This window comes from Clostridioides sp. ZZV15-6598, from assembly GCF_020657705.1.
Taxonomy (GTDB): Bacteria; Bacillota; Clostridia; order Peptostreptococcales; family Peptostreptococcaceae; genus Clostridioides; species Clostridioides difficile_F.
This window is the reverse complement of the sequence record NZ_JAGWCS010000052.1, coordinates 1-26,527: the sequence shown is the minus strand read 5'-3', so window position 1 is coordinate 26,527 and position 26,527 is coordinate 1. Positions and strand designations below refer to the sequence as shown.

Below are 26,527 nucleotides of genomic sequence, written 5' to 3'. Positions count from 1 at the left end.
AGTTAAGCTCTCTAGCGCTGATGGTACTTGGTGGGAAACTGCCTGGGAGAGTAGGACGTAGCCACGTAATTTTTTTTTGAGTGAATTTATAAAAAATAAAAAAGTTTTATTTTTTATGTTTAGACATGGCAAATTTGGGACATAATATAATTGTAAAACTTAATAGCAAAAATAAATTACTCAATCTCCCCCACTTAAAGGCCTCTATCCCCCATAGAGGTCTTTTTTATTATGTCTAATTTGATATATCCGCTATTTTATTTATTTTGATTCTACCTTATAGTCAGTATATTTATTTAAGCTTAGTATAATTTAACAGAAAATATATGTGATTTAACATTTATTTTAATAAATTTACTATATGTTCACTTTGCCTTAATATATCCTTTACAAATAAAGAGTATTATTAATTTATAAGTAAATCGTAGAAGTAAATAAAATATTTTGAGGAGGACAAAAAATGGCAGATATAAAACTAGAGAATGTCACAAAATCTTATGATAAAAAGAACACTGTTATAGAGAACTTGAACCTTACTATAGAAGATGGTTCGTTTACGGTATTGGTAGGCCCAAGTGGTTGTGGAAAATCTACTACATTAAGAATGATTGCTGGACTTGAAGATATAACTTCAGGCAATTTAAAAATTGAAGAAAATGATGTAACAAGAACTGATGCAAGTAAGAGAGATATAGCTATGGTATTTCAGAATTATGCATTATATCCACATATGACTGTAAAAGAAAATATAGAATTTGGTCTAAAGAATAAAAAAATTCCAAAAGAAAAAAGAGAAGAACTTATAACAGAGGTTATTGATATAGTTGGATTACAAGAATATTTAAATGTAAAGCCAGGAAATTTATCTGGAGGACAAAGACAAAGAGTAGCACTAGCTAGAGCAATGGTTAAAAATCCAAAGGTATTTTTAATGGATGAACCATTATCAAATTTGGATGCAAAACTAAGAAATCAGATGAGAACAGAATTAATACAGTTACATCAAAAGTTAAAATCTACGTTTGTTTATGTAACTCATGACCAAGTCGAAGCAATGTCAATGGCGGATAAGATAGTTATAATGAATAAAGGAGAGATAATGCAAATAGGTTCTCCAAAGAAAATATATCAAAACCCTAAAAATTTGTTTGTGGCGCAATTTATCGGAAATCCTTGTATGAACATATTAAATATGAAGGATAATATCAAACTTGGATTTAGACCTGAAAAAGCGGTACTAGAAAGTATAAATATAGATATAAAAAATGATGATACTTTTAACTTACTTGGAAAAGTTATAACTAAAGAAGTATTAGGAAACGAAACTATATACTGTTTATCTGTTCTTGATAGTGAAGTAAGGGTTAAAACAGAAAATGATATATTTGATATAGGGAAGACTTTGAAAGTAAATGTATTAGAAAAGGATTTATATTATTTTGATAAAGATGGGCAAAGAATAGATGATATAAAAGAATGTAAGAATATGTATTCTAAAATCAAAGGAGATATTTATGAAAAAGCAATTTAATAAAGCATATTTGTACATAACACCTGCAATTATAGGAACTCTACTGTTTATAGTATATCCAATAATTAAGACAATATCACTGAGTTTCAAATCAGGAAGTCTTCTTAGTTCAACTTTTGAAAATGTAGGCTTAAGCAACTATACAGAACTTTTAAAGAATCCAGAATTTATACAAACTATAACGAATACTGCAATTTATACTTTTTTTATGGTGGCTATATCTATCTCATTGGCTATAGTACTTGCTGTTTGGTTAAATAAAAACTCTATAATACACAATTTAACACAAAGTATAATCTTTACACCACATGTAATTTCACTAGTATCTGTAGCTGTATTGTGGCTTTGGATTATGGAGCCACAATATGGCTTTTTAAACTGGATATTGTCAACATTGCATTTACCAACATCAAAATGGCTTTCAAGTGAAAGTTCAGCTTTAATGTCATTGATTCTAATAGGAATATGGAAAACTCTTGGATACAATATTTTAATCGTGTTATCAGGTCTTAAGTCTATACCAAACTATATATATGAGGCATCTAAACTAGATAATGCAAGCAAGATAACTAATTTCTTTAAAGTGACATTGCCACTATTGTCACCAACAATATTTTTTCTCATGATAACAACAACAACAGCATCATTTCAAGTATTTGACGAAATAAGCATAATGACACAAGGTGGTCCATTAGGTTCAACTAACATGTTATCTTATTATATATATGAGTCTGGATTTATATATTACGATATAGGGCAGGCAAGTGCAGCAAGTATGTTTTTATTAGCCATAGTTATGATTGCTACATATGCTAATTTCAGACTATTATCAAAAAAAGTTCATTATCAATAAAGAAAAATACATATTATAAGGCGTGTTAAAAAGGAGGACAAAATGGATATTATAAGACCTATTAAAAAAGATAAAGCTGATATAAAGAAAATAGTATCAAAATCAATAGAGGTATTAATTCTAGTACTTTTATCTGCAATATTTATATTCCCTTTTATATGGATGTTATCAACATCTTTTAAAAATCCACAAGAAATGATGCAACTACCACCTACAATAATACCAAATGATATAGTACTAGGAAATTATACTACAGCATGGAATTCAGGACCATTTTTTAGATATTTATTAAATAGTATCTTTGTGACAGGTAGTATTTTAATCATACAGTTTTTAGTGATGGTTCCTGCAGCTTATGCATTTTCGAAGATTAAATTTAGAGGTGAAAAGGTATTGTTTGGACTATTACTCATAGGACTTATGATTCCTCCACAAGTAACTTTTTTACCTGTATATATGATGATGAGTAAATTTGGATTTATAAATACATATGTGCCACTTATAATTCCATTTATGACATCTTCATTTGGTATATTTCTGCTTAGACAAAACTTTATGCAGATATCAGATGAGATTATTGAAGCATCTAAATTAGACAATGCTTCGGACTTAAAAATAATGTTTAAAATAATGGTTCCTATGGCAAAACCAGCAGTAATAACATTTATATTATTTAATTTTATATATCACTGGAATAACTATTTCTGGCCTTTAGTAATGACAAATACAGATGTAATAAGAACTTTACCAATCGGAGTAGCACTTCTTAAATCTTCAGAAGGAATTACTGCATGGAATGTAATAATGGCAGGAAATATAATTTTAATTTTACCAATAATTCTTGTTTATATATTTGCAAATAAAAAAGTAAAAGAAGCTTTTATGTATTCAGGAATAAAATAAAAAGTCAAAAATTAAATTTGGAGGATGGAAATGAAGCTTAAAAGAAAATTAGCAACAGGATTAGCAATAACATTATTATTAGGTTCTTTAGTTGGGTGTTCAAATTCTAATGACTCAAATACATCTAAAGGGGATAAGACAGATAGCAATATTACAAAAATAGATTTTTGGGCACCTTTGGGTGGAACTAATGGTGAAACTGCACAAAAAATGGTTGACCAGTTTAATAGTGAACATAAAGATATACAAGTAAATATGCTAAAACAAAAAGATTACTATGAAAATGCAACAAAATTACAAGCTGCATTAACTTCTAAAGACCAACCAGATGTAACATTATTAGAAATAACTCAAACAGGCACATTTGCATCAGCAGGAGCTTTAGTAGATATGAGTAAATACTTTGATAAGGCATATCAAGAAAGATTTTTTTCTGGTCTTCTAACAAATTCATATTATGAAAATAAGTTTGTTGGGATGCCATTTAATAGAAGTACACCAATATTATATTTAAATAAAGATATGGCAGTTAAAGCAGGTCTTGACCCTTCAGGACCAAAGTCATGGGAAGAACTTAAAACATATGCTAGTAAAATGACAAACAAATCAGAAGATACTTATGGATTTGAAACTCCAATAGATATTTGGTTCTATGAAGCGATGGTAATGCAAAGTGGAGGAGAAATAACTGATGGAAAAAAAGTAGCATTTAATAATGAAGCAGGTCAAGCACCAGTTAAATTCTGGCAAGATATGATGAAATCTGGAATAATGAAAATGCCACCTGGTGAAGATTATAATGCTTGGGATGTAGCAAAGCAAGATTTTGTAAATGGTAAAGTTGGTATGATATTTACATCAACAGCAGATTTAGCGGGTCTTATGCAACAAACAGATGGTAAGTTTGAAATATCAACAGCATTTTTACCAAAAAATCAAAAATATGCAACTCCTACAGGTGGAGCAAACTTGGTTATGCTTGAGGGAGGAACAGATAAAGAAAAAGATGCAAGTGCAGAATTTATGGAATGGATGACTCAAACAGATAAAATAGTTCAATTTAGTTCATCAACAGGATATCTGCCAACAACTGAAGATGCAACTAAATCAGAAAAATTACAAACATTGTATAAAGAAAAGCCACAATATAAAGTTGCAACTGACCAATTACAATATGCTGTTGCTCTTCCAATGCTAAATGGATATAAAGAAGCAACTGACAAGTTGATGGATGAGATTAAAAAAGGTCTTACTGATTTAAATGTGGCACCAAAAGATGCAGTAAGTAAAGGAACTTCTGCAATGCAAGCAGTAATAGACAAGACTAATAAATAATTATAGATAAGTATGAGATGTTAATAAAATATTATTTGTAATATATATGGATTATAGATTGATTGAAAGTATTCAATAATATATGAATGAAGAGGTAATGTAAATGACAAAAGTTATAGTATTATCAGTAGATTCTTTATTTGAAAAAGATTTAGAATTTGTAAAGAATCTACCAAATTTTAAATCTATCTTAGAAAATTGTTCTATGGTGAAAAATATAAATTGTGTATATCCAACTTTAACATATCCTTGTCATACAAGTATGGTCACAGGGGTATATCCTAAAAAACATGGAATATATCATAATGAAAAATTTGACCCAAATAAAGAAAATAAAGATTGGTATTGGTATTCAAAAGATATAAAAGCAAAGACAATTATAGATATAGCAAAGGAAAATAATTTGACCACTTCTAGTATTTTATGGCCTGTAATGGGTGCAAATCCAAATATAGATTATAACATTGCAGAGATATGGGCTCCTAATAGAGAAGATGACCCAAGAGAAACTTTTGAAAAAAGTTCAAGTAAGGTTATAATGGATAGTATTTATGATAGACATTGCCATTATATTGATTGGAAATTAGAACCTAATATGGATTTATTTGGAGTAAATTGTGCGGTAGATGTAATAAAAGAATATAATCCAGATTTAATGTTAATACATCTAGCAACTTTGGACCATACACGACATAACCATGGTTTGTTTAATGAAGAAGTAAATGAAGCCTTAAAAATGAATGATAAATGGCTAGGAGATATAATTCAGGCTACAAAGGATGCGGGTACATATGAAGATACAAATTTTATAATACTTGGGGACCATGGACATCTTAAAGTTGATAAAGTTGTAAATCCAAATGTTTTACTTAAATCACATGGATTTATAACAGTAGAAAATGGAGAGGTTAAGAATTTTGATGCCTATGTAAATTCGTCAGGTATATCAGCACAAATAATAGTAAATAACTCAAATAGATTAGAAGAGTTGAGAACTTTGCTTGAAGAGTTTAAAGAAGAATTATTTATAGAGAATATATTTACCAGAGAAGAAGCATCCAATCTTGGACTTGAAGGAGATTTCGAACTGGTAATTGAAGGAATTGAAGGAATTTCATTTGGAAATGATTTAGAGGGAAATATTATAAAGGATTCCGATATAAAAGATTACAAGTTTGCTGTGGCTACACATGGTCACTTACCTACTAAGGGTAATAGACCTCCATTTATAGCTTTTGGACCTAAAATAAAAACAGGTGTAGTAGAGGAAGAAGGCGACTTAAGAGCTCATGCAGCAACTATATTAAAATTATTCAATTTGAAGCTAGATGGAGTTGAAAAAGAAGCATTTGACTTCATCATATAAACTGGATAAAGTATTTATTTTCCATTACTTACAGACTTCTATTATAAAGATAGAAGTCTTTTTTTATATTTTAGATTTAAGTAAAATTTAAATGGGTAAAATATTTAAAATAACTGAAACAATTTTAGAAAGGTATGATATAATAATAAATGTTAGGAACTAATGTTCGAAAAGAAGGAGTGATACTATGGATTTTAAAATAAAGTCAGACTTCAAACCAACAGGTGACCAACCAGAAGCTATTAAATCAATAGTGGATTCTATAAATAGAAATGAAAAATTTTCGACATTGTTAGGTGTAACAGGTTCAGGAAAAACATTCACAATGGCAAATATAATACAACAAGTTAAAAAACCTACCCTAATAATGGCTCATAATAAAACACTAGCAGCACAACTTTATAGTGAGTTTAAAGAATTTTTCCCAGACAATGCAGTTGAATATTTTGTAAGTTACTATGATTACTATCAACCAGAGGCATATGTAGCTCACAGTGACACTTATATAGAAAAAGATGCAAGTATAAATGACGAAATAGACAAACTTCGACATTCTGCTACAGCATCTATTTTAGAGAGAAGAGATACTATAATAATATCTTCAGTATCTTGTATATATGGTTTGGGGGACCCAAAAGATTATAAGGAACTTATGTTATCTATAAGACCTGGTATGCAGAAGGATAGAGATGATGTAATAAAAAGGTTAATAGAGATACAATATGAAAGAAATGATATAAATTTTACAAGAGGGACTTTTAGAGTTAGAGGGGATATATTAGAAATATTTCCAGCTAGCAATGATGAAAAAGCAATAAGAATAGAGTTCTTTGGTGATGAAATAGATAGAATAACAGAAATTGATTATGTAACAGGAAAGATTGTTGGGACAAGAAATCATGTGGTTATCTTCCCTGCATCTCACTATGTAACAACACCAGAAAGAATTGAAAATGCAATTGTTCAAATTGAAGATGAACTTCAACAACAAATTGAGACTTTTAAAGAAAATGATAGGCTTTTAGAAGCGCAAAGGATTGAGCAAAGAACGAAGTATGATATAGAAATGTTAAAGGAAATAGGATTTTGTCAGGGGATAGAAAACTACTCAAGACATATTACTGGAAGAGAAGAAGGAGAAAAACCATATACATTAATGGATTTCTTTCCAGATGATTATTTGATAATTGTGGATGAGGCGCATGTTACTATTCCACAAGTAAGAGGAATGTATGCAGGAGATAGATCAAGAAAAACATCTCTTATAGAAAATGGATTTAGATTACCTTCTGCACTTGATAATAGACCATTAAATTTTCAAGAATTTGAAGGAAATATAAATCAAATACTGTTTGTAAGTGCTACACCAGGTCCTTATGAAATTCAACATTCTGAGACTATAGCTGAACAAATAATAAGACCAACAGGTCTTTTAGACCCAATTGTAGAAGTAAGACCTATAAATAATCAGATAGATAATTTAGTAGGGGAAATAACTAAAACAATAGAAAAAAATGAAAGAGTGCTTATAACCACTTTAACTAAAAAAATGAGTGAAGACTTAACTAATTACCTTAAAGAAATAGGAATAAAAGTTAAATATCTACATTCAGATATAGTTACATTAGAAAGAACAGAGATAATAAGAGACTTAAGACTAGGAAAATTTGATGTACTTGTAGGAATAAATTTACTTAGAGAAGGTCTAGATATACCAGAAGTTTCACTTATAACAATTTTAGATGCAGATAAAGAAGGTTTCTTACGTTCCGAAACAGCATTAATACAAACTATTGGACGTGCAGCTAGAAATGAAAATGGAAGAGTTATTATGTATGCTGATAGGATAACTGATTCAATGCAAAATGCTATTGATGAGACAAAAAGAAGAAGAGCTATACAGAATTTATATAATGAAGAACACAACATAACTCCTAAGACTATACAAAAAAGTGTAAGAGATAGTATAGAAGCAACTAGGGTCGCAGAGGAAGAAGTTGTCTATGGAATAGCTGACACAGATGATATAGATGAGATTAAAGATAATATAGAAAAATTAAAATCAGAGATGATGGAAGCTGCTCAAAACTTACAATTTGAGAGAGCAGCAGAATTAAGAGATAAGGTAAAACAGTTGGAAGAAAAATTGGAAAAATAGAAAGGTAAAAACAAGGTTATGGAAGATAAAATTATAATAAGAGGAGCAAAAGAGCATAATTTAAAAAATGTAGATTTAGAATTACCAAGAGATAAGTTTATAGTTTTTACAGGATTGTCTGGTTCTGGAAAGTCATCTTTGGCATTTGATACAATATATGCAGAAGGCCAAAGAAGATATGTAGAGAGTTTATCTGCTTATGCTAGACAGTTTTTAGGGCAAATGGAAAAGCCAAATGTAGAATATATTGAAGGTTTATCACCAGCTATTTCAATAGATCAGAAGACTACTTCGAAAAATCCACGTTCTACAGTTGGAACAGTAACAGAAATATACGACTATTTAAGATTATTATTTGCAAGAGTAGGTGATGTGTATTGTCCTACTTGTGGTGAAAAAATAAGCCAAATGACTATTCAAGAAATAGTTGATAAAATGCTAGATTTTCCAGATAGAACCAAGTTACAAATACTTTCACCAATTGTTAGAGGTCAAAAAGGTACACATAAAAAGGTTTTAGACAATATTAAAAAAGAAGGATTTGTAAGAGTTAGAGTTGATGGCGAAAACTATGAAGTAAGTGATGATATTGTTTTAACTAAAAACCAAAAACACAGTATAGAAGTAGTAGTAGATAGAATAGTAGTTAAAGATGGAATAGAATCTAGACTTGCAGATTCAATTGAAACTGCAGTTAAACTATCTGATGGTCTTGTAATAGCTCAAATAATAGATGGAGAAGAGATTCTTTTCTCAACTAAATTTGCATGTCCAGAACATGGAATTGGGATAGAAGAATTATCTCCAAGAATGTTTTCATTTAATGCTCCTTTTGGTGCTTGTGATGTTTGTAATGGTCTTGGAGAAAGTAAAGAAGTTGACCCAGAACTAGTTGTACCAAATAAAGATTTATCAATAAAACAAGGTGCAGTGGCTGCATGGGGTTCAACAGGTGTTAACGATGATACTTATTATAGCAAAATGATAAAAAGTTTAGCAGAGCATTTTAATGTATCTCTGACAACTCCATTTAAAGATTTACCAGAAGATTTTGTTCAAGAGTTACTTTATGGTAAGGATAATATAATGGTAGAGTTTGTTTATGAATCAAAATTTGGAGGAACTAGAAATTATAAATCATATTTTGAAGGCGTAGTAGTAAACTTAGAGAGAAGATACAAAGAAACTAACTCAGAGTATATGAGAGATAAAATTGAAGAATATATGGCAGAAAGACCTTGTCCAAAATGTAAGGGATTGAGACTTAAAAAAGAGGTTTTATCTGTTTTAGTTGATGGAAAAAATATAATGGAAGTAACAAACTTATCTGTTAATGAATTGATAGATTTTATGGAAAATGTAACGCTTACAGAAAAGCAAAGATTTATAGCTCATGAGATTATAAAAGAGATAAAGGGAAGAGCTAAGTTTTTAAGAGATGTTGGTCTTGATTATTTGAATTTATCAAGAAAAGCGGGAACACTTTCAGGAGGAGAAGCGCAACGTATAAGATTAGCAACTCAAATAGGTTCGGCATTAGTTGGGGTATTATATGTGCTTGATGAGCCAAGTATAGGTCTTCATCAAAGAGATAATGACAGACTTATAGGCACTCTTAGACATCTAACAGATTTAGGAAATACTTTAATTGTCGTAGAACATGATGAAGATACAATGAGAGAAGCTGATTATGTTATAGATATTGGTCCTGGTGCAGGTATACATGGTGGTGAGATAGTTGCACAAGGAACTTTAGATGAAATAATAGAAAATGAAAACTCAATAACAGGTCAGTATTTAAGTGGGAAAAAACAAATATTAGTTCCTGAGACTACTAGAGAAGGAAATGGAAGTTTTATAGAAGTAGTAAAAGCATCAGAAAATAACCTAAAAAATATTGATGTAAAATTGCCATTAGGTAAGTTTACATGTATAACAGGTGTTTCAGGTTCTGGGAAAAGTACACTAATAAATGACATACTTTATAAAGGTGTTGCAAGTAAAGTAAATAGACTTAAACAAAGAGCTGGTAAGCACAAAGAAATAAGAGGAATTGAAAATATAGATAAGGTTATAAATATTGACCAAAGTCCAATTGGAAGAACACCTCGTTCAAATCCAGCCACTTATACAGGGGTATTTGACTTTATAAGGGATATTTTTGCAGCTACTAATGAAGCGAAAGCAAGAGGATATAAAAAAGGAAGATTTAGTTTTAATGTAAAAGGTGGTAGATGTGAAGCTTGTAAAGGTGATGGAATAATAAAAATAGAGATGCACTTTTTACCAGATGTATATGTTCCTTGTGAAGTTTGTAAGGGTGAAAGATACAATAGGGAAACATTACAAGTAAAATACAAAGATAAAACTATATCTGATATACTAGATATGAATGTAGAAGAAGCTGTTGAGTTTTTTGAAAATATACCAAACATAAAAAGAAAGCTAGATACATTGATGGATGTAGGTCTTTCATACATTAAATTAGGACAGCCTTCAACTCAATTGTCTGGAGGAGAAGCACAACGTATAAAATTAGCATCAGAACTTAGTAAAAGACCAACAGGAAAGACTTTATATATATTAGATGAACCTACTACAGGACTTCATATGGCAGATGTAGATAAGTTAATTCAAGTATTACAAAGATTAGCAGATACAGGAAATACAATTATAGTCATAGAACATAATCTAGATGTTATAAAGACTTGTGATTATGTAATAGACTTAGGCCCAGAGGGTGGAGATAAAGGTGGAACTATAGTTGCAACTGGAACACCAGAAGAAGTATCTAAGGTCGAAGGTTCTTATACAGGTCAATTTTTAAAGAAATATTTCTCTTAGGTCATACAAATTATGTGAAATTTTAACTGTAAATGTATAAAAATAAATTAAAGATACTAGAGGTAAATAAATTAAAAATAAATTGTAGATAATTACCAAACATAAAGTCCATATTGTTCTTCGTATTTGAGATTGCTTTTAAATCAATTATAGAAGAGGATATGGACTTTAACTTGTGTATAGTGCTGGAAATTGAATAACTTTTTAATTTTCATATTTTAGGGTATAATTTTATTATAAAATTTAATATTTTGGAGGGCGAGATGTTTGATATACAAGACCACTTAAAAAAATTACCTTCTGAGCCCGGCGTATACTTAATGAAGGATAAATACGACCACATAATATATGTGGGAAAAGCTATATCTCTAAAAAATAGAGTAAGGCAGTATTTTCAATCTTCAAAAAACCATACATCTAAAGTTAAATCTATGGTTAAGAATATATATAAATTTGAATATATTATAACGGATTCAGAGTTGGAAGCATTAATACTTGAATGTAATTTAATAAAAAGATATAGACCAAAGTATAATGTGTTACTTAGAGATGATAAAACTTATCCATATATTAAGGTAACTACAAATGAAGATTATCCAAGAATTTTAAAGGTTAGAAGAGTGCTTAAAGATAAAGCAAAGTATTTTGGACCATATACTAATATAACTGCGGTAAATGATACTTTAGACCTTATAAATAGTACCTATCCAATAAGAAGTTGTAAAATAGACATAGAAAAAGCAATAAAAAACAAAACAAGACCTTGTTTAAACTTACACATAAATAAATGCTTGGGGCCTTGTACAGGGAATGTATCTAAAGAAGAATATGGAAAGATGATAGAAGAAATTATAATGTGTTTATCGGGGAAAGAAGAAAAATTGATGGAGCTCTTAAAAGAAAAGATGAATGAGAGTTCTATGAATTTTAGATTTGAAGAAGCAGCTATATATAGAGATAAAATAAAGAGTCTTGAAGAAATGATACAAAAACAAAAAATAGATGCTACTGTAACCGATTTAAATCAGGATGTAGTTGCCATGGCAAGAGCTCATAATGAAGCCTGTGTCCAAGTATTTTTTATTAGGAATGGTAAGATTGTTGGGAGAGAACACTTTATCCTAGAAGGAGTAATGGATAGTCCAAGAGCTTCTATATTAGGTTCATTTGTAAAACAATTTTACAATGAGCAAGAGTATATACCTAAAGAACTAATTATAGAAGATGAGATAGAAGACAGTTGTATATTAGAAGAATGGCTATCGTCTAAAAAAGGACAAAAAGTAACAATAAGAGTGCCACAAAAAGGAGAGAAAAAAAGCCTAGTTGAAATGGTGAGAAAAAATGCAGTAGAGTATCTTGAAAAATTTTCTGATATGAACAAAAGGAAATATGAAAAAAGTATTGGAGCATTAGAAGAATTAAAACGATTATTAAACTTAGAGAAATTGCCAATAAGAATAGAGTCTTTTGATATATCAAATATACAAGGAGTAGATTCAATTGGTTCTATGGTAGTCTATACAAATGCTAAAAAAGATAAAAAAGAGTATAGAAGATATAAAATAAAAACAGTTATTGGACCTAATGATTATGATTCCATGGCTGAAATTGTAGATAGAAGACTGAAACATGGAAATTTACCTGACCTGATATTGTTGGATGGAGGAAAGGGGCAGGTTAGTGCTGTAAAAAAAGTATTAGAACTTAATGATGTAGACATACCACTTTGGGGAATGTACAAAGATGATAAGCATAGAACTAAAGGGTTAATATGTAAAGAAAAAGAAATCGAGTTAGATAAAACAACTAGTTTATATAGATTTATTGCTAGTATACAAGAAGAGGTTCATAATTATGCAATAACATATCATAGAAGTCTAAGAAACAAAGCTTTGACAAAATCTATCTTAGATGATATACAAGGTATAGGTGAAAAAAGAAAAAAAGCGCTACTGAGTCACTTTAAAGATGTAGAAGCTATAAAAGAAGCTACTTTTGAAGAACTTTTAGAAGTAGAAGGAATGAATAAAAGCATTGCAGAGAATGTTTATAATTTTTTCAGAAAGGAAGAAAATTGATGGAAACTAGCAATAAAGTATCAATAAGAGAAATAATAAAAGATTTAAAACTTAAAGTAGTATACATGCCTGATGATGTAGATTACTATGTCTACTCTCAAGATATAAATAGACCAGGATTACAATTTGCAGGGTATTTTGATTACTTTGCATATGAGAGAATACAAATAGTGGGAAAGACAGAATATAATTTCTTTGGATTGATGGATAATGAAATTCGAGAAGAGGTACTAAATAGATTTTTTTCATATGAAATACCAGCTTTAATAATTTCTAGAGATTTAGAAATAAAACCAGATGTAATTAAAAAGGCTAAAAAGTATAAGAGAATACTTTTAAGTACAAATAGAAATACAACTAGACTTATAAATAGATTATCAAATTATTTAGATAATAAGTTAGCACCACATACAACAATTCATGGAGTTTTAGTTGATATTTATGGTATAGGTGTTTTGATAAAGGGTGAGAGTAGTATAGGAAAGTCAGAAACAGCATTAGAATTAATTCAGAGAGGTAATAGATTAGTTGCAGATGATGCTGTAGAAATAAGAAAACTAGATGAAAGTATGTTGATGGGTCAATCTCCTGAATTAATAAGACATTTCCTAGAGATAAGAGGAATAGGTATAATAGATGTCAGAAGCTTATATGGTGTAGGAGCTATCAAAAATTCTAAAATGATAGATTTAGTAGTACATTTAGAGGCTTGGGATGAAAATAAGTATTATGATAGACTTGGATTAGATAAAGAATATGAAGAAATACTTGGTGTTAATGTAGAAAAGTTAGTTGTTCCTGTCAAGCCTGGAAGAAATACTGCTATGATACTAGAAGTAGCAGCAATGAATTTTAGACAAAGAGGAATGGGGTATGATGCAGCTCAAGAATTTACTAAGAAACTATCAAAACTTATTGATACTAAGTAATAGAGAATGCATATAAAATAACATTATATAGAATATTTATCTATATCTGTAAGAAAATTTTTTTAGTAAGCATTTGCTTCCTTATAAAATCCTTAAAAATGACTGTTACCATAGGAGTAACAAATCAAAAGGAGGTACAACCCTATGGAATATACACTGAATATGTTCATAAAAGTGTAATGTTGTCAATAAGGTGAAATGGAGGAAGTTAAAATGTGTGAGTATATAATAGAAACCAATAATGTTTCTAAAAAATTTAAAAAGACATATGCAATAAAAGATTTATCTATATCTGTAAGAAAAAATTCTGTCTACGGTTTATTAGGACCTAATGGTGCTGGCAAATCAACATTATTGAAGATGATTACAGGAATTATTAGACCGACTTCAGGTGAAATATTATTCAACGATCAGCCTTGGACTCGAAAAGATTTATTGAATATTGGTTCATTAATCGAATCACCTCCACTGTATGAGAATTTAACAGCATTTGAAAATTTAAAAGTGCGAGCAACTCTTATGGGGATTTCAATAAATAAATGTAATGAAGTTTTACAAAAAATGGACTTAGTGGACACTAAAAATAAAAAGATATCCGATTTTTCGTTGGGAATGAAACAGAGATTGGGTATCTCATTAGCACTACTAAATAACCCAAAATTATTAGTCTTAGATGAACCTACAAACGGGTTAGACCCTTTTGGGATTGAAGAATTAAGGCAAATGATTCGGACATTTGTGGAGTCTGGTATTTCTGTAATTATATCAAGTCATATTTTAAGCGAAGTACAACAAGTTGCCGATGACATAGGAATCATACACAATGGATTGCTCCTGTATCAAGATAAAATTGATGCAAATGAAAATCTAGAACAATTATTTATGGATATCGTCAGAAAGGAGCGTGCATTCTGATGTTACGAACATATTTAAAAGTAGAAAACTTGAAATTTAAACGCTCCCTATTTAGAAAACTCATTATATTTATTCCAGTAGCTTTAATTTTAATATCTATGATATTTATATTTATTGGTATTGGGTTAGGTGGTTTTTCAAGCTCTATAGTTTGCAATTGGTCTATGCCTATTGCGTCTTTATCCATTGTGATTTTATGTCATTTAGTTAATCATAAGGATCAAAAACACAAATATCGAACTCTTTATAGTTTGCCCATCGACTTGAAGAAGACATTTATTTCTAAAACAATTTTGATAGCACTTAATCTTTTGATAATATCATTATTGCTATCGTTTATCACTATTATATCTGAATATATATTGTCAGGTGTTTCAGTTGCAATTGTTTATACCAGTTATATTTTAGGATACTGCTTATTGTGGTTCTCTTTATTATGGCAGATCCCTTTCTGTTTATTTTTGGATCAAAAAATAGGATTTGTTGGTTCTGTGATAATAAATTTATTTGCCAGTGCATTAGGTGGTTTATTTTTTTCCTTGACGCCTTTGTTTTGGTTCTTCCCATATAGCTGGCCTGCGAGGTTTATGGTTACATTCTTTGGAGTTTTGCCAAATGGATTATTGGTTGAAGCAGATTCAAGATTAATTTTAAATTTAGGAGAAATTTCGTTGCTTGTATTGATAACATTGCTTGCTATGTTAGTTCTTTCAGTCTTGTTTTCACGCTGGTACGAAAGGCAGGTGTATCGAAAATGACTATTATAAGAGAGTTTTTTTCTAACTTTACCAAAATCAAAAGAACTCCAATTATTTTATTGCATTTGTTGCTGCCTGTAGTGGTTACAACATTATTTTTAGTTTATTACGCTTTTGCTGGGTACCATATTATTCCTGATGTGAGGTTGTTTTTCGTTATATTACAAATATGTTATCCGATTTTTGTTAGTATTGTTGTTCCAATTTTAATTAATTTAGACAGGAATATAAACAATATTCAAAATGCTTTAGGTTTAGTGGAGTCTCGAAGAAGCGTATACCTGGGGAAGTTGTTCTTTCTACTGTTTCTTTCAGCCATAAGTATGATAATATATGAACTATGTTTCTATGTTGGAGTCAATTTGTTTCTAGATATTAGCATAACACACTTTGGTTCATATATTGTGATATTTTATATATTTTTATTTAGCAACTTATTTTTATATTTATTACACATACCAATTGCTTTTAGGTTTGGTTCAAGTATTTCTATTTTGTTAGGGATATCGGGTACAATTTTAGCAGGTTTCTTTGAAAATGCTATTGGTGATAAAATTTGGACGATAATTCCTTGGGAATGGGGGGTTCGGTTTTTGAAAAATTATTTTGATTTTTCAAGTGTACCTATTTCTCTTGGAATTATTTCTCTGATTATTATTACTTCGATTGTTCTAGTTTTGTCAATACTATGGTTTAGTAGATGGGAAGGTAAAGTCATACAAGAATAAAACAAGGAGGATAGACTATGGCTAAACTGTTAGTGGTCGATGATGACCTTGATATGTTGGACCTGGTGCGCATTGCCCTGGAAAAGGACGGCCACCAGGTAGATACAGAGGCAGATGCTTCTACCGTGCAGACCGCCCGATGCCAGCTGTACGATCTTCTGTTGCTCGATGTGATGATGCCTGGCGAGGATGGCTTTTCCATTTGTAGCCGTATCCGTGCAGAGGTGGATTGCCCCATCCTGTTCCTGACCGCCAAGGCGGGAGACGCGGCCCTTGTAAAGGGTTTTGGCCTGGGCGCCGATGATTATATTAAAAAGCCATTCAGTATTGCGGAGCTGCGCGCACGGGTAAACGCCCATTTGAGGCGGGAGGTGCGCCAGCCGACCAGTACTCTGAACCGAGGCGGGATGCGCTTAGATATGCAGGCAAAAGCGGCCATCGTGGGCGAACACACACTGCCATTTACTAAGGGCGAATACGCCATCTGTGAGCATCTGGCCCTGCATGCAGGACAGGTGTTCACTAAAGAACAATTATACGAAGCAGTTTTTGGCTTTGACGCTGAGGGCGATTCATCGGCCATTGCAGAGCACATCAAAAATATCCGCGCTAAGCTGAAAGCCGACGGACTCAGCCCTATAGAAACTGTTTGGGGGGTGGGCTACAAATGGCGAAAAGACAACGTTCTGTAAGTCTTTCCTTTGTGCTTTTGCGCTTTGCTATAGTTATGCTTGCCTGTATGATGTTATGTTTCCATGTATGGTATTTAGCCCTGGTGTGGCTTCAAAACACTGGTGTTACTTATCGGAGTGCTGTCCCCAACCAACAGGTGAAGCAAATGTTGGTCGGAGAGCCAAAAACCTTTGTTTCTCCTGGTGATGATTTTCTGGCCAAGTACGCTTTATTTGACCAGAATGGCGAAGTGTTGGAAAGCAATGTAGAGGGAAAGAAGCTGGAAAACCTGGCCGGATTTTTGCAGGAGGGCACCTACAGCATAGATGTTTCGCGACACACCTATGCAGATGGAAGCACTGTAATCTTTCGCTCACAATACAGGGGAGAGTTTGCCAACCCTGTGCTGCGCGACATGCTGCCACCATTTGAGTACCTGTGGCTGGCCACACTTGGTGTGGCATTGGTGCTTTGTTTGCTATTTAATACTCTGTGGCTCCGTAGGTACCTTTCCTCCAAGCTGAAACTGTTTAGCGAGGTGAGTGAGAAGGTAGGTGCGCAGGAGCTGGATTTCACAATTCCTCATGCAGGTATACGAGAGTACGATCAGGCACTCAGTGCTATGGAGCATATGCGGGAGGCATTGTATAGTTCCTTGTCCTCCCAATGGGCGGCGCAGCAAGAACGCGAGTCGGAAATAGCAGCACTCGCACATGATTTAAAAACACCACTCACTCTTGTAGGGGGCAATGCGGAACTTCTGCTGGATGAAGAGCTGCCTGCGCGAAGCCACAAAATGGTGGAAACAATTGTGTCAAGCAATGACCGGGCCAAGCAGTATGTTGCCAGCTTGCTGGAAACCTCCACTGGTGCAGATGAGGTATTTGAAAACACCAGCCTATGTACCATGTTTGATGAGCTTTGTGAGAGCACAATGGCCATTGCAGAAGCCAAGATGGTCTGCCTGCAAACCCAAAACGGCCTGGAGGGTGCTGCGAGCATTCAGAAAGACCATTTACTTCGCGCCCTAGGTAATGTTGTGCAGAATGCCATTGAACATACACCGACGGGTGGAAACGTGTACTTGAAAGGCTGTATGATAGATGGCGGCTGGCAAGTCACTGTGTGTGATGAAGGCAACGGATTTAGCAAGGCGGCGTTACACCATGCAACAGAGCGCCTATGGCGCGGAGATGCAGCACGTGGCGCTGATGGACATAACGGCCTTGGCCTTTGGTTTGCAGCACAAGTAGTAAAAACGCATGCAGGACAACTAGAACTGCGCAACTGCGATTCTGGTGGGATGGTTACAATCAAGTTCTGCTAAGCCACCAAGGATTATTTATAAAATATATATTATATAATCAGAATTTAAATTAACTTTTAAAGTTATTAGGCTAAATTTAATACTATATTTAAATTATTATATGATAAGGAAGTTGGAGTCTTTATGGGAATAAACTATTTTAGTAAGCTTTTAGAAAGTACTACTGAAAAAGAATTGCTCTTAAATAAAAAATCAAATAATCTAAGTACAGCTAGGTTAATATCCTTTTTAATATTGATAGCAGGATTTGCTATTGGATTTTACAATAAAAATACAGTAGGTATTTTTGTTGGAATTGTGGCATTGATTCTATTTATTTCACTTTTAGTTATTCATAATAAAATAAAAGAGGAAGAGTCATATTTTAAGAGTAAGGGTGAAGTGCTAGATAAGTATGTTAAGAGATTTGGTGATGAGTGGAAAGAATTCAAAATAGATGGTAAAGAGTATATACAAGAAGAAAATTCACAAGCAAAAGATTTAGATTTATTTGGAAGAGCATCACTATATCAGTATATTTGTATAGCTAATACATCCTATGGAAAGAAGTCTTTAGCTAAGTTTTTATGGAATGAAAATCCAGATGATAATATAATCTTAGAAAGACAAACAGCAGTAAAAGAGCTCTTGTCAAAACAGGATTTTTCTATCCATATTCAGACCTTGAGTAATATAATTGGTAAGGAGCAAAAAACCAACTCTGATGGAAGTATAGAGTCATTTATAGAGTATGGAGAAGATAAAAAAGTATATATACCTAAGTGGATGCATGTTTTTACTTGGGGTCTACCTACTGCAACAATACTATCTTTTATATTTTTTATATTAGGGTTTTTGCCTGTGCTACCTGTTTTTTTACTTTTTGTACTTCAGTTAGGATTTGGAGGATTTGGGAATACAAAGCTTATGCAGACTTTATCTCCATTATTCTCGTTTAGTAGAAGTATACAAGTATATGAAAAGATGTTTGAAGTTTTAGAGAAAGAGACATTCGAAAGCCCATATCTAAAAGAATTACAAGCAAAACTTTCTAAAGGTAATGGTGTTTCAAAAGGTATTAAACAATTGAACTCAATAGGCAATGCAGTAAATCTAAGATATAATCAAATAGTGTATATTGTTGCTTGTGGTGTTCTTATGTGGAATTATCACTGTGCAGAATCTCTAGAAAGATGGAAAGGTGTATATGGAAATCAAATTAGAGGCTGGCTTGAATCTATTGGAGAGTTTGAAGCTTTAATAAGTTTGACTATTATTGGTCAAGTAAAGGAAAATACATGTTTTCCAATAATAAAAGGTGAAAGCACCCCAAGGTTAGAAGTTGAAGAAATATATCATCCACTAATAGCGGAGAAAAGTGTTGTAGCAAACTCAATAAAATTAAATTCTCAAACCTGTATCATTACAGGTTCAAATATGTCTGGTAAAACGACCTTTTTAAGAAGTATTGGTGTAAATTTAGTATTAGCGTATGCAGGTGCTCCTGTATGTGCTAAAAATTTTGATGCAACATGTATGGCTATATTTACATCTATGAGAATACAAGATGATGTAAGCCAAGGTATATCAACTTTTTATGCTGAAATTCTCAGAATAAAATCAATGATTCAATATAGCATAAAAGAATTACCTATGTTGGTTTTAGTGGATGAGATTTTTAAAGGAACTAATTCTGCTGATAGAATTATTGGAGCAAGTGAGGCAGTAAAGAAACTATCAAAGCCATGGATTATAAGTATGGTTACAACACATGATTTTGAGTTATGTGACATTTCAAGTGCTGGAGATGTAGAGATTGTAAACTACCATTTTTCAGAGTACTATGTTGATGATAAAATCTATTTTGACTATACTATAAAAGATGGAAGATGTAAGACTACAAATGCAAAACAGCTTATGAAAATGGCAGGGATACTTTAAGCAAGATAAGTGTAGAAATGTAGGTTATCATGATTAATTTAGAAAGGATTGTCTAAAGTACTTAAAAGCACTTTAAGACAATCCTTTTATTTGAGAATATTTTAGTTTTTTGATTTATAAAGATTTATTTAGCTTCTTCACAAGCACATTCTTTTGGACATTCTTCATAAATACAACTCTTATCAAAATAATGAGTATGAAGGTATTTGTGAGCTACATCGCTATTTGGATCTCCAAAGAAGTCTTTATAAATAGCTTGTAAGTCAGGATTTTCATGAGACTTACGAATAGCTTTGTTTCTATCTATTTCATATAGTGCATTTGCACGTCTATCAATTATTTCAGTATTACCATGGTGGTAAGGTTGACCAGCTCCTCCAACGCATCCACCAGGACATGCCATAACTTCTATAATATGGTACTTACATTCGCCACTTCTAACCTTATCCATCATCTTTCTAGCATTTTTAAGTGTATTTACAATACATACATTAACTGTAGTTCCATCAACATCAATACTTGCTTCTCTGATTCCCTTAAGACCTCTAACATTAGTAAAGTTTACATTATCTAAAGTCTTGTTAGTTATCTTTTCATATGAAGTACGTAGAGCAGCTTCTAAAACTCCACCACTTGCTCCAAATATAGAAGCAGCACCAGTAGATTTTCCTAATGGATTATCAAAATCCTGGTCTTGAAGATTAGGTAAATCAATAGCAGCTTCTTTTATCATCTTAGCTAATTCTCTAGTAGTTATAGAAAGGTCAACATCTAATATTCCAGATTCACTTAATTCTTCTCTTGAAGCTTCATATTTTTTAGCTACACAAGGCATTACAGATACAACATAAAGGTCATCTGGATTAATTCCTAGTATTTTAGGTGCATAGTAGTTCTTAGCTATAGAACCAAACATCCCTTGAGGAGATTTACAGCTAGATGCTAGATTTAATTGGTCTGGATAATTATGTTCTAAGAAGTTTACCCATGCAGGACAACAACTTGTTAATATAGGAAGATTTTCACCTTTTTGAATTCTTTCTATAAATTCAGTAGCTTCTTCCATTATAGTGAAGTCTGCACCAAAATTTGTATCGAATACATGCTCAAACCCAAGTGCTTTTAAAGCAGCAACCATTTTTCCTGTAGATATTGAACCTGGTTCTAATCCAAACTCTTCACCAATAGCAACTCTTACAGCAGGAGCAACTTGCACTACTATAGTTTTTTCTTTTTTATTTAAAACATCCCATAGTTTAGGTACATTATCTACTTCTGTTAATGCTCCAGTTGGACAGACAGATATACATTGGCCACAGAATGTACACTCTGTTTCAACCATATCAGCATTAAAAAATGTACTAACTAAAGTATTAAATCCACGATTAACTCCAGATAATGCTCCTACTGTTTGGATATCATTACATACAGTTTCGCATCTTCTACATAATATACATTTAGAATGGTCTTTAACTAAAGATTTAGTAGAGGTATCTTTACCTGCAAAAGACTTAGAACCTTGATATCTTATCTTTCTTACACCTAAATCAGCAGCTATAGTTTGTAATTCACAGTCTCCATTTTTTTCACATACAAAACAATCCTGTGGATGGTCTGATAAGAGTAGTTCGACAATAGTTCTACGAGCATTTAATGCTCTAGCACTATTAGTTTGGACTCTCATACCTTCCTTTATAACTGTTCCACAAGCTGGAACTAAACCTCTCTCTGTCTCAACCATACAAACACGACAAGAAGCACAAGTGTCAAGCTTATCTATTTCATTCATATGTAAATGACAAAGGTTATGTATTTTTATATTTATTAGTTTTGCAGCATCTAAGATAGAAGTTCCACTAGGTGCTGAAACATGTTTGCCATTGATAGTTAAATTAACTAAACTCATTGTTATTCCTCCTCCAAATAAGTTATTTCTTGATTATAGCATTAAATGTACAATTATCTATACAAGCACCACATTTTAGACACTTAGAAGTATCTATTGTATGTTGTTCTTTAACAGAACCTGTTATACAACCAGCAGGACACACTCTAGAACATTTTGTACAACCCTTACAAGCATCTGTTATGAAATAAGAAAGTAAGTTTTGACATTTGCCAGCAGGACATTTCTTATCTACAACATGAGCTATATACTCATCTTTAAAATATTGAAGAGTACTTAAAACAGGGTTTGGAGCAGCTTTACCAAGACCACATAATGAAGCAGTTTGTATAGTTTCAGCAAGGTTTTCTAGGTCGTCTAAATCTTGTAGAGTACCATTACCTTCTGTAATTTTAGTTAATATTTCTAATAATCTAGTAGTACCTATACGACAAGGTGTACATTTACCACAAGATTCTTCAACAGTAAACTCAAGGAAGAATTTGGCTATATCTACCATACAGTCAGATTCATCAAGAACAAGCATACCACCAGAACCCATCATTGAGCCGATAGAGCTTAATGAACCAAAGTCGATAGGTATATCTAAATGTTCAGTTGGTATACATCCACCAGATGGTCCACCTGTTTGAACTGCCTTGAAGTTTTTACCTTCAGGAATTCCTCCACCAATTTCAAAAACAATATCTCTTAAAGTAGTACCCATTGCAACTTCAACAAGGCCTACATTTTCTACTTTTCCACCAAGAGCAAAAACTTTAGTACCACTAGAATCATCAGTACCTAAGTTAGCAAACCAGTCTCCACCCTTAAGTATGATTGCTGGAATATTAGCAAAAGTTTCAACATTGTTTAAGCAAGTAGGAGATTTCCATAATCCACTCTTAGAAGAACTATAAGTCTTCATTCTAGGTTCACCACGTCTACCTTCAATTGAATGCATTAAAGCTGTACCTTCACCACAAACGAAAGCTCCTGCACCATATTTTAATTCTAATTTGAAGTTAAATCCAGTACCTAAAATATTTTCACCAAGTAAGCCATGTGCTTCAGCTTGAGCTATAGCCACTTTTAGTCTTTCTATAGATTTTGGATATTCAGCTCTTATATATATGTATCCTGTATCAGAGCCTATAGCATATCCACATATCGCCATAGCTTCTAGTACGCTATGAGGGTCTCCTTCAAGTACAGATCTATCCATGAATGCACCAGGGTCTCCTTCATCAGCATTACAGACAACAAATTTTTTATCAGTTGGACCAGCAGGATTCTTTGAAGCAGCTTCCCATTTAGAACCTGTAGGGAATCCAGCTCCTCCTCTACCACGAAGACCAGAAGTCTTTACTTCTGCAATAACTTCTTGAGGAGTAAGAGACGTTAAACATTTACCTAAAGCTAAATAACCATCATTAGCAATATAATCCTCTAAACTATCTGGGTCTATAAGTCCACAATTCTTTAGAGCTATACGTAATTGCTTTTTGTAGAAAGACATTTCTTCTTGTGCTTCTACTTTTTTATTTAAAGATTCTTCTTCATATAATAATTCCTCAACAACTGTATTTCTAATTAAGTGATTTTGAACTATCTTTTCAGCATCAGCTGGTTCAACTTTCACATAGAAAACGTTATCAGGATAAACTTTTACGATAGGTCCTTGAGCACAGAAACCAAAACAACCTGTTAGGCGAACATCAACTTTGTCTTGTATTCCTGATTTTTTTATTTCATTTTCTAATTCACTAACTATTTCCATACTGTTTGAAGATGTACATCCAGTATCACAACAAACAAGTAATTCTCTTCTTAATACATTTTCCTTAGAATAATTTTTTCTTAGGCTAAGACTAGGTTTTAGCTCATCAGCTAAAACTTTTAATTCATCAAATGAATTTACTTTACGCATTATTTATTCACCCCTCTTAACAATTCAATTCTAATTCTCTATAAGTATCTAATATTTCGCTTACTTGATCTGGTTTTACTTTACCATAAACTTTACCATTTACAGTAACAACTGGAGCTAAACCACATGCCCCCAAACATCTTAAACCTTCTAAAGAAAATTTAAAATCACTAGTAGTTTCTCCAACTTTTATACCAAGCTGTTTTTCAAAAGCACTTAATATCTTATCAGCACCTTTTACAAAACATACAGTACCTAGACAGACGCTTATTTTATACTTACCTACAGGTTCTGTAGTGAAATAAGAATAGAATGTAACAACCCCATATACCTTTGCAGGAGCTACTCCAAGTCTTTTAGCAACATGAAGTTGTACCTCTTTTGGAAGATATCCAAATATACCTTGAGCTTCATGTAGAACTTGTATCAAAGCACCTTCTTTTGTTGCAAGAGAGTCAATAAATATATCTAATTCGTCAAATAACTGCTTGTTGTGTGAAATAAAATCGCACATAACAAATCCCCCTTTTCTTTTTAAAGTTATTATTTTTCATAAAATAATTAACCATGAGTTGACACCAATATTATGTTGGTGAACAAAACCAAAACAATAAAGAAAGAATAATATACAACAATTTCTTTATTCATAAAAACAATGCAAAAAAGTTACCTATTAAAAAAAAAACTATACTAGTCTATTATAATATAAAATAATTCAAAATAATTAAAAAAAATAAAAAAAATATAATTAATCCAATAAAAAAAAAATAATATATATAAAAAACTTTAAAAAATAAACCAAAAGGTAAAATTTTTATAAAATAAAAGATTTATAAAACTGATGATAATAGTCTAGAAATTGATTCCTTGATTTTTATATAAGTAGACCTAGAATTATATACATCTAATGTTATTTCTTTTGAATCTAAAATATCATTTTCAAATATAACTCTTTGTTCTAGTGCTTTTTTTGAAGAGTACATAAAAGCATTTACTTCAAAATTAAGCTCAAAGCTTCTTATATCCATATTAGCTGTTCCTATAGAACATATAGAGTCATCTATAACTATTGTTTTAGCATGTAAAAATGCATTTTCACCATAAGTGTAGATTTTAGCTCCAAATTTTAAAAGTTCTCCAGCATATGAATATGATGCCCAGTATACAAAAGGATGGTCAGGTTTAGAAGGAATCATAATTCTTACATCAACACCAGATAAACATGCTATTTTTAAAGTATCTATAAATGTTGAGTCAAGTATTAAATAAGGACTCTGTATATATATATACTTTCTAGCTTTCTGAATCATTTTAAGGTAACCATATTTAATTTCGTCTAGCTCTGATATATCTGGACCACTTGATACTATTTGAATCCCAATATTTTCAGAAGGATAATCAGAAGGTGTTTCACTTTCTACGAAGTACTTTTCTAAATCTAAATCTTCTTTAGTTGTATATCTCCAATCAAGGATAAATCTCATATTTAGGTCAATTACACAATCACCAGTAAGTTTAGTATGTGTATCTCTCCATAGACCAAATTTTGGATTTCTGCCTAGATATTCGTCTCCAACATTGTATCCACCTACAAATCCTACTTTTCCATCAATGACAACAATTTTTCGGTGGTTTCTGTAGTTTAAGTTAAAATTTACAATTTTTAAGAATGATGGAAAGAAACTTCCAACTTTAACACCACTTTCTTTTAATCTAGAAAGTGTACTATTTTTTAGTGTTCTACCACCAACGGCGTCAAATAAAAGTCTTACTTCTACACCTTCTTTGGCCTTATCTACTAGAATGTCAATTATTTCAGTTCCGATTTTGTCATCTTTGAAAATGTAAAACTGTATGTTTATATATTTTTTTGCTTTCTTAAGTTCTTCAAGAAGAGTGTTAAAAAATTGACTAGACTCAGCGTAAATCCACACATCATTATTATTGGTATAATGGGCATTATTTGAATTAGCTAATGCATAAATCATATCCTTATGTTGATGTATTTCTGAATCAATTTCAGATGTAGATTGTAATTTAACCTGAGTATCTAGTATATTGCTTTTGATTATCTTATCGTCCTTTTCTTTTACTCTAAACATATTGTTTTTTGAAATATTTCTACCAAAAGCTATATAAAGTATAAATCCAAGAGCTGGTATTAATACTAATATAAGAAGCCATGTTAGAGTTGTGTTTATATTTCTCTTTTCTCTAAAAATGAGATTTAGTATAACCATGAAATTAATTATATATATTGTAGTAACTGCTATTTCATATATTGACATTTCGAAAAATGATATATTAAACATAAAATTTCCTCCTTTTAGGTATTTAGTAAAATCAGTAATTATATATAATAACTCGAACATATATCTATTATATATAATAC

Annotated in this window: 19 protein-coding genes; 15 read left to right on the top strand and 4 right to left on the bottom strand. The window is 31.7% G+C overall.

The annotated features are described in order from the left end of the window. The first annotated feature begins 460 nt into the window (after positions 1 to 460). From KGF50_RS11485 to KGF50_RS11415, 15 genes are all read left to right on the top strand, one after another. The gene (locus KGF50_RS11485) at positions 461 to 1,531 is read left to right on the top strand and encodes an ABC transporter ATP-binding protein (protein ID WP_227848171.1); all 1,071 of its coding nucleotides are present in this window, start codon (positions 461 to 463) and stop codon (positions 1,529 to 1,531) included. After that, on the top strand, positions 1,515 to 2,384 hold the full coding sequence (locus KGF50_RS11480) for a carbohydrate ABC transporter permease (RefSeq protein WP_227848170.1): 870 nt from the start codon (positions 1,515 to 1,517) through the stop codon (positions 2,382 to 2,384). Before KGF50_RS11485 ends, KGF50_RS11480 begins: the two co-directional genes overlap by 17 nt. Positions 2,385 to 2,426: 42 nt before the next feature. Further along, the gene (locus KGF50_RS11475) at positions 2,427 to 3,287 is read left to right on the top strand and encodes a carbohydrate ABC transporter permease (protein WP_227848169.1); all 861 of its coding nucleotides are present in this window, start codon (positions 2,427 to 2,429) and stop codon (positions 3,285 to 3,287) included. A 30-nt stretch (positions 3,288 to 3,317) separates the two neighbouring features. Continuing rightward, entirely contained in the window at positions 3,318 to 4,622 is a 1,305-nt protein-coding gene (locus tag KGF50_RS11470; RefSeq protein ID WP_227848168.1) for an extracellular solute-binding protein, read from the top strand. 103 nt (positions 4,623 to 4,725) lie between these two features. Continuing rightward, the gene (locus KGF50_RS11465) at positions 4,726 to 5,988 is read left to right on the top strand and encodes an ectonucleotide pyrophosphatase/phosphodiesterase (protein WP_227848167.1); all 1,263 of its coding nucleotides are present in this window, start codon (positions 4,726 to 4,728) and stop codon (positions 5,986 to 5,988) included. Between the two features lie 187 nt (positions 5,989 to 6,175). After that, positions 6,176 to 8,146: an excinuclease ABC subunit UvrB gene (gene uvrB, locus KGF50_RS11460; RefSeq protein WP_227848166.1), complete on the top strand. Its 1,971-nt coding sequence runs from the start codon at positions 6,176 to 6,178 to the stop codon at positions 8,144 to 8,146. Positions 8,147 to 8,164: 18 nt separating this feature from the next. Beyond that, complete coding sequence (uvrA, locus tag KGF50_RS11455) at positions 8,165 to 10,990, top strand: excinuclease ABC subunit UvrA (protein WP_227848165.1); 2,826 nt, start codon at positions 8,165 to 8,167, stop codon at positions 10,988 to 10,990. 263 nt (positions 10,991 to 11,253) lie between these two features. Then, positions 11,254 to 13,071: an excinuclease ABC subunit UvrC gene (gene uvrC / locus KGF50_RS11450; RefSeq protein WP_227848164.1), complete on the top strand. Its 1,818-nt coding sequence runs from the start codon at positions 11,254 to 11,256 to the stop codon at positions 13,069 to 13,071. Next, positions 13,071 to 14,000 (top strand): HPr(Ser) kinase/phosphatase, encoded by a 930-nt coding sequence (gene hprK, locus KGF50_RS11445; protein WP_227848163.1) that lies wholly within the window; start codon positions 13,071 to 13,073, stop codon positions 13,998 to 14,000. The genes uvrC and hprK overlap by 1 nt, the downstream gene beginning before the upstream one ends. 213 nt (positions 14,001 to 14,213) lie before the next feature. After that, a complete protein-coding gene (locus KGF50_RS11440) occupies positions 14,214 to 14,915 on the top strand; it encodes a lantibiotic protection ABC transporter ATP-binding protein (protein WP_227848162.1) in 702 nt (233 codons plus the stop codon). After that, positions 14,915 to 15,673: a lantibiotic immunity ABC transporter MutE/EpiE family permease subunit gene (locus KGF50_RS11435; protein WP_227848161.1), complete on the top strand. Its 759-nt coding sequence runs from the start codon at positions 14,915 to 14,917 to the stop codon at positions 15,671 to 15,673. The genes KGF50_RS11440 and KGF50_RS11435 overlap by 1 nt, the downstream gene beginning before the upstream one ends. Beyond that, positions 15,670 to 16,401 carry a lantibiotic immunity ABC transporter MutG family permease subunit gene (locus KGF50_RS11430; RefSeq protein ID WP_227848160.1) on the top strand — a complete coding sequence of 244 codons (732 nt, stop codon included), beginning with the start codon at positions 15,670 to 15,672 and terminating at the stop codon, positions 16,399 to 16,401. Before KGF50_RS11435 ends, KGF50_RS11430 begins: the two co-directional genes overlap by 4 nt. 17 nt (positions 16,402 to 16,418) lie before the next feature. Continuing rightward, on the top strand, positions 16,419 to 17,093 hold the full coding sequence (locus KGF50_RS11425; RefSeq protein ID WP_227848159.1) for a response regulator transcription factor: 675 nt from the start codon (positions 16,419 to 16,421) through the stop codon (positions 17,091 to 17,093). Next, the gene (locus tag KGF50_RS11420; protein WP_227848158.1) at positions 17,069 to 18,400 is read left to right on the top strand and encodes a sensor histidine kinase; all 1,332 of its coding nucleotides are present in this window, start codon (positions 17,069 to 17,071) and stop codon (positions 18,398 to 18,400) included. Before KGF50_RS11425 ends, KGF50_RS11420 begins: the two co-directional genes overlap by 25 nt. A 123-nt stretch (positions 18,401 to 18,523) precedes the next feature. Further along, on the top strand, positions 18,524 to 20,320 hold the full coding sequence (locus tag KGF50_RS11415; RefSeq protein WP_227848157.1) for a MutS-related protein: 1,797 nt from the start codon (positions 18,524 to 18,526) through the stop codon (positions 20,318 to 20,320). A 124-nt stretch (positions 20,321 to 20,444) separates the two neighbouring features. Here the strand turns inward: KGF50_RS11415 and KGF50_RS11410 are convergent, their stop codons facing one another. The 4 genes from KGF50_RS11410 to cls form a co-directional block, all read right to left on the bottom strand. Beyond that, positions 20,445 to 22,226 carry an NADH-dependent [FeFe] hydrogenase, group A6 gene (locus tag KGF50_RS11410; RefSeq protein ID WP_227848156.1) on the bottom strand — a complete coding sequence of 594 codons (1,782 nt, stop codon included), beginning with the start codon at positions 22,224 to 22,226 and terminating at the stop codon, positions 20,445 to 20,447. Positions 22,227 to 22,248: 22 nt separating this feature from the next. Continuing rightward, a complete protein-coding gene (locus KGF50_RS11405) occupies positions 22,249 to 24,135 on the bottom strand; it encodes an NADH-quinone oxidoreductase subunit NuoF (RefSeq protein ID WP_227848155.1) in 1,887 nt (628 codons plus the stop codon). Positions 24,136 to 24,151: 16 nt separating this feature from the next. Beyond that, positions 24,152 to 24,649: a complex I 24 kDa subunit family protein gene (locus tag KGF50_RS11400; protein WP_227435580.1), complete on the bottom strand. Its 498-nt coding sequence runs from the start codon at positions 24,647 to 24,649 to the stop codon at positions 24,152 to 24,154. Positions 24,650 to 24,965: 316 nt separating this feature from the next. Beyond that, positions 24,966 to 26,447 carry a cardiolipin synthase gene (gene cls, locus KGF50_RS11395; RefSeq protein ID WP_227848154.1) on the bottom strand — a complete coding sequence of 494 codons (1,482 nt, stop codon included), beginning with the start codon at positions 26,445 to 26,447 and terminating at the stop codon, positions 24,966 to 24,968. Between the last annotated feature and the right edge of the window lie 80 nt (positions 26,448 to 26,527).

Excerpts from the sequence above, each read along its gene's own strand:
- KGF50_RS11485 (WP_227848171.1), top strand. The coding sequence starts at position 461 with ATGGCAGATATAAAACTAGAGAATGTCACAAAATCTTATGATAAAAAG.
- uvrB (WP_227848166.1), top strand. The coding sequence starts at position 6,176 with ATGGATTTTAAAATAAAGTCAGACTTCAAACCAACAGGTGACCAACCA.
- KGF50_RS11430 (WP_227848160.1), top strand. The coding sequence starts at position 15,670 with ATGACTATTATAAGAGAGTTTTTTTCTAACTTTACCAAAATCAAAAGA.
- KGF50_RS11410 (WP_227848156.1), bottom strand. The coding sequence starts at position 22,226 with ATGAGTTTAGTTAATTTAACTATCAATGGCAAACATGTTTCAGCACCT.
- KGF50_RS11475 (WP_227848169.1), top strand. The coding sequence starts at position 2,427 with ATGGATATTATAAGACCTATTAAAAAAGATAAAGCTGATATAAAGAAA.
- KGF50_RS11480 (WP_227848170.1), top strand. The coding sequence starts at position 1,515 with ATGAAAAAGCAATTTAATAAAGCATATTTGTACATAACACCTGCAATT.
- KGF50_RS11415 (WP_227848157.1), top strand. The coding sequence starts at position 18,524 with ATGGGAATAAACTATTTTAGTAAGCTTTTAGAAAGTACTACTGAAAAA.
- KGF50_RS11440 (WP_227848162.1), top strand. The coding sequence starts at position 14,214 with ATGTGTGAGTATATAATAGAAACCAATAATGTTTCTAAAAAATTTAAA.
- KGF50_RS11420 (WP_227848158.1), top strand. The coding sequence starts at position 17,069 with ATGGCGAAAAGACAACGTTCTGTAAGTCTTTCCTTTGTGCTTTTGCGC.
- KGF50_RS11465 (WP_227848167.1), top strand. The coding sequence starts at position 4,726 with ATGACAAAAGTTATAGTATTATCAGTAGATTCTTTATTTGAAAAAGAT.
- uvrA (WP_227848165.1), top strand. The coding sequence starts at position 8,165 with ATGGAAGATAAAATTATAATAAGAGGAGCAAAAGAGCATAATTTAAAA.
- KGF50_RS11435 (WP_227848161.1), top strand. The coding sequence starts at position 14,915 with ATGTTACGAACATATTTAAAAGTAGAAAACTTGAAATTTAAACGCTCC.
- cls (WP_227848154.1), bottom strand. The coding sequence starts at position 26,447 with ATGTTTAATATATCATTTTTCGAAATGTCAATATATGAAATAGCAGTT.
- uvrC (WP_227848164.1), top strand. The coding sequence starts at position 11,254 with ATGTTTGATATACAAGACCACTTAAAAAAATTACCTTCTGAGCCCGGC.
- KGF50_RS11405 (WP_227848155.1), bottom strand. The coding sequence starts at position 24,135 with ATGCGTAAAGTAAATTCATTTGATGAATTAAAAGTTTTAGCTGATGAG.
- KGF50_RS11400 (WP_227435580.1), bottom strand. The coding sequence starts at position 24,649 with ATGTGCGATTTTATTTCACACAACAAGCAGTTATTTGACGAATTAGAT.
- KGF50_RS11470 (WP_227848168.1), top strand. The coding sequence starts at position 3,318 with ATGAAGCTTAAAAGAAAATTAGCAACAGGATTAGCAATAACATTATTA.
- KGF50_RS11425 (WP_227848159.1), top strand. The coding sequence starts at position 16,419 with ATGGCTAAACTGTTAGTGGTCGATGATGACCTTGATATGTTGGACCTG.
- hprK (WP_227848163.1), top strand. The coding sequence starts at position 13,071 with ATGGAAACTAGCAATAAAGTATCAATAAGAGAAATAATAAAAGATTTA.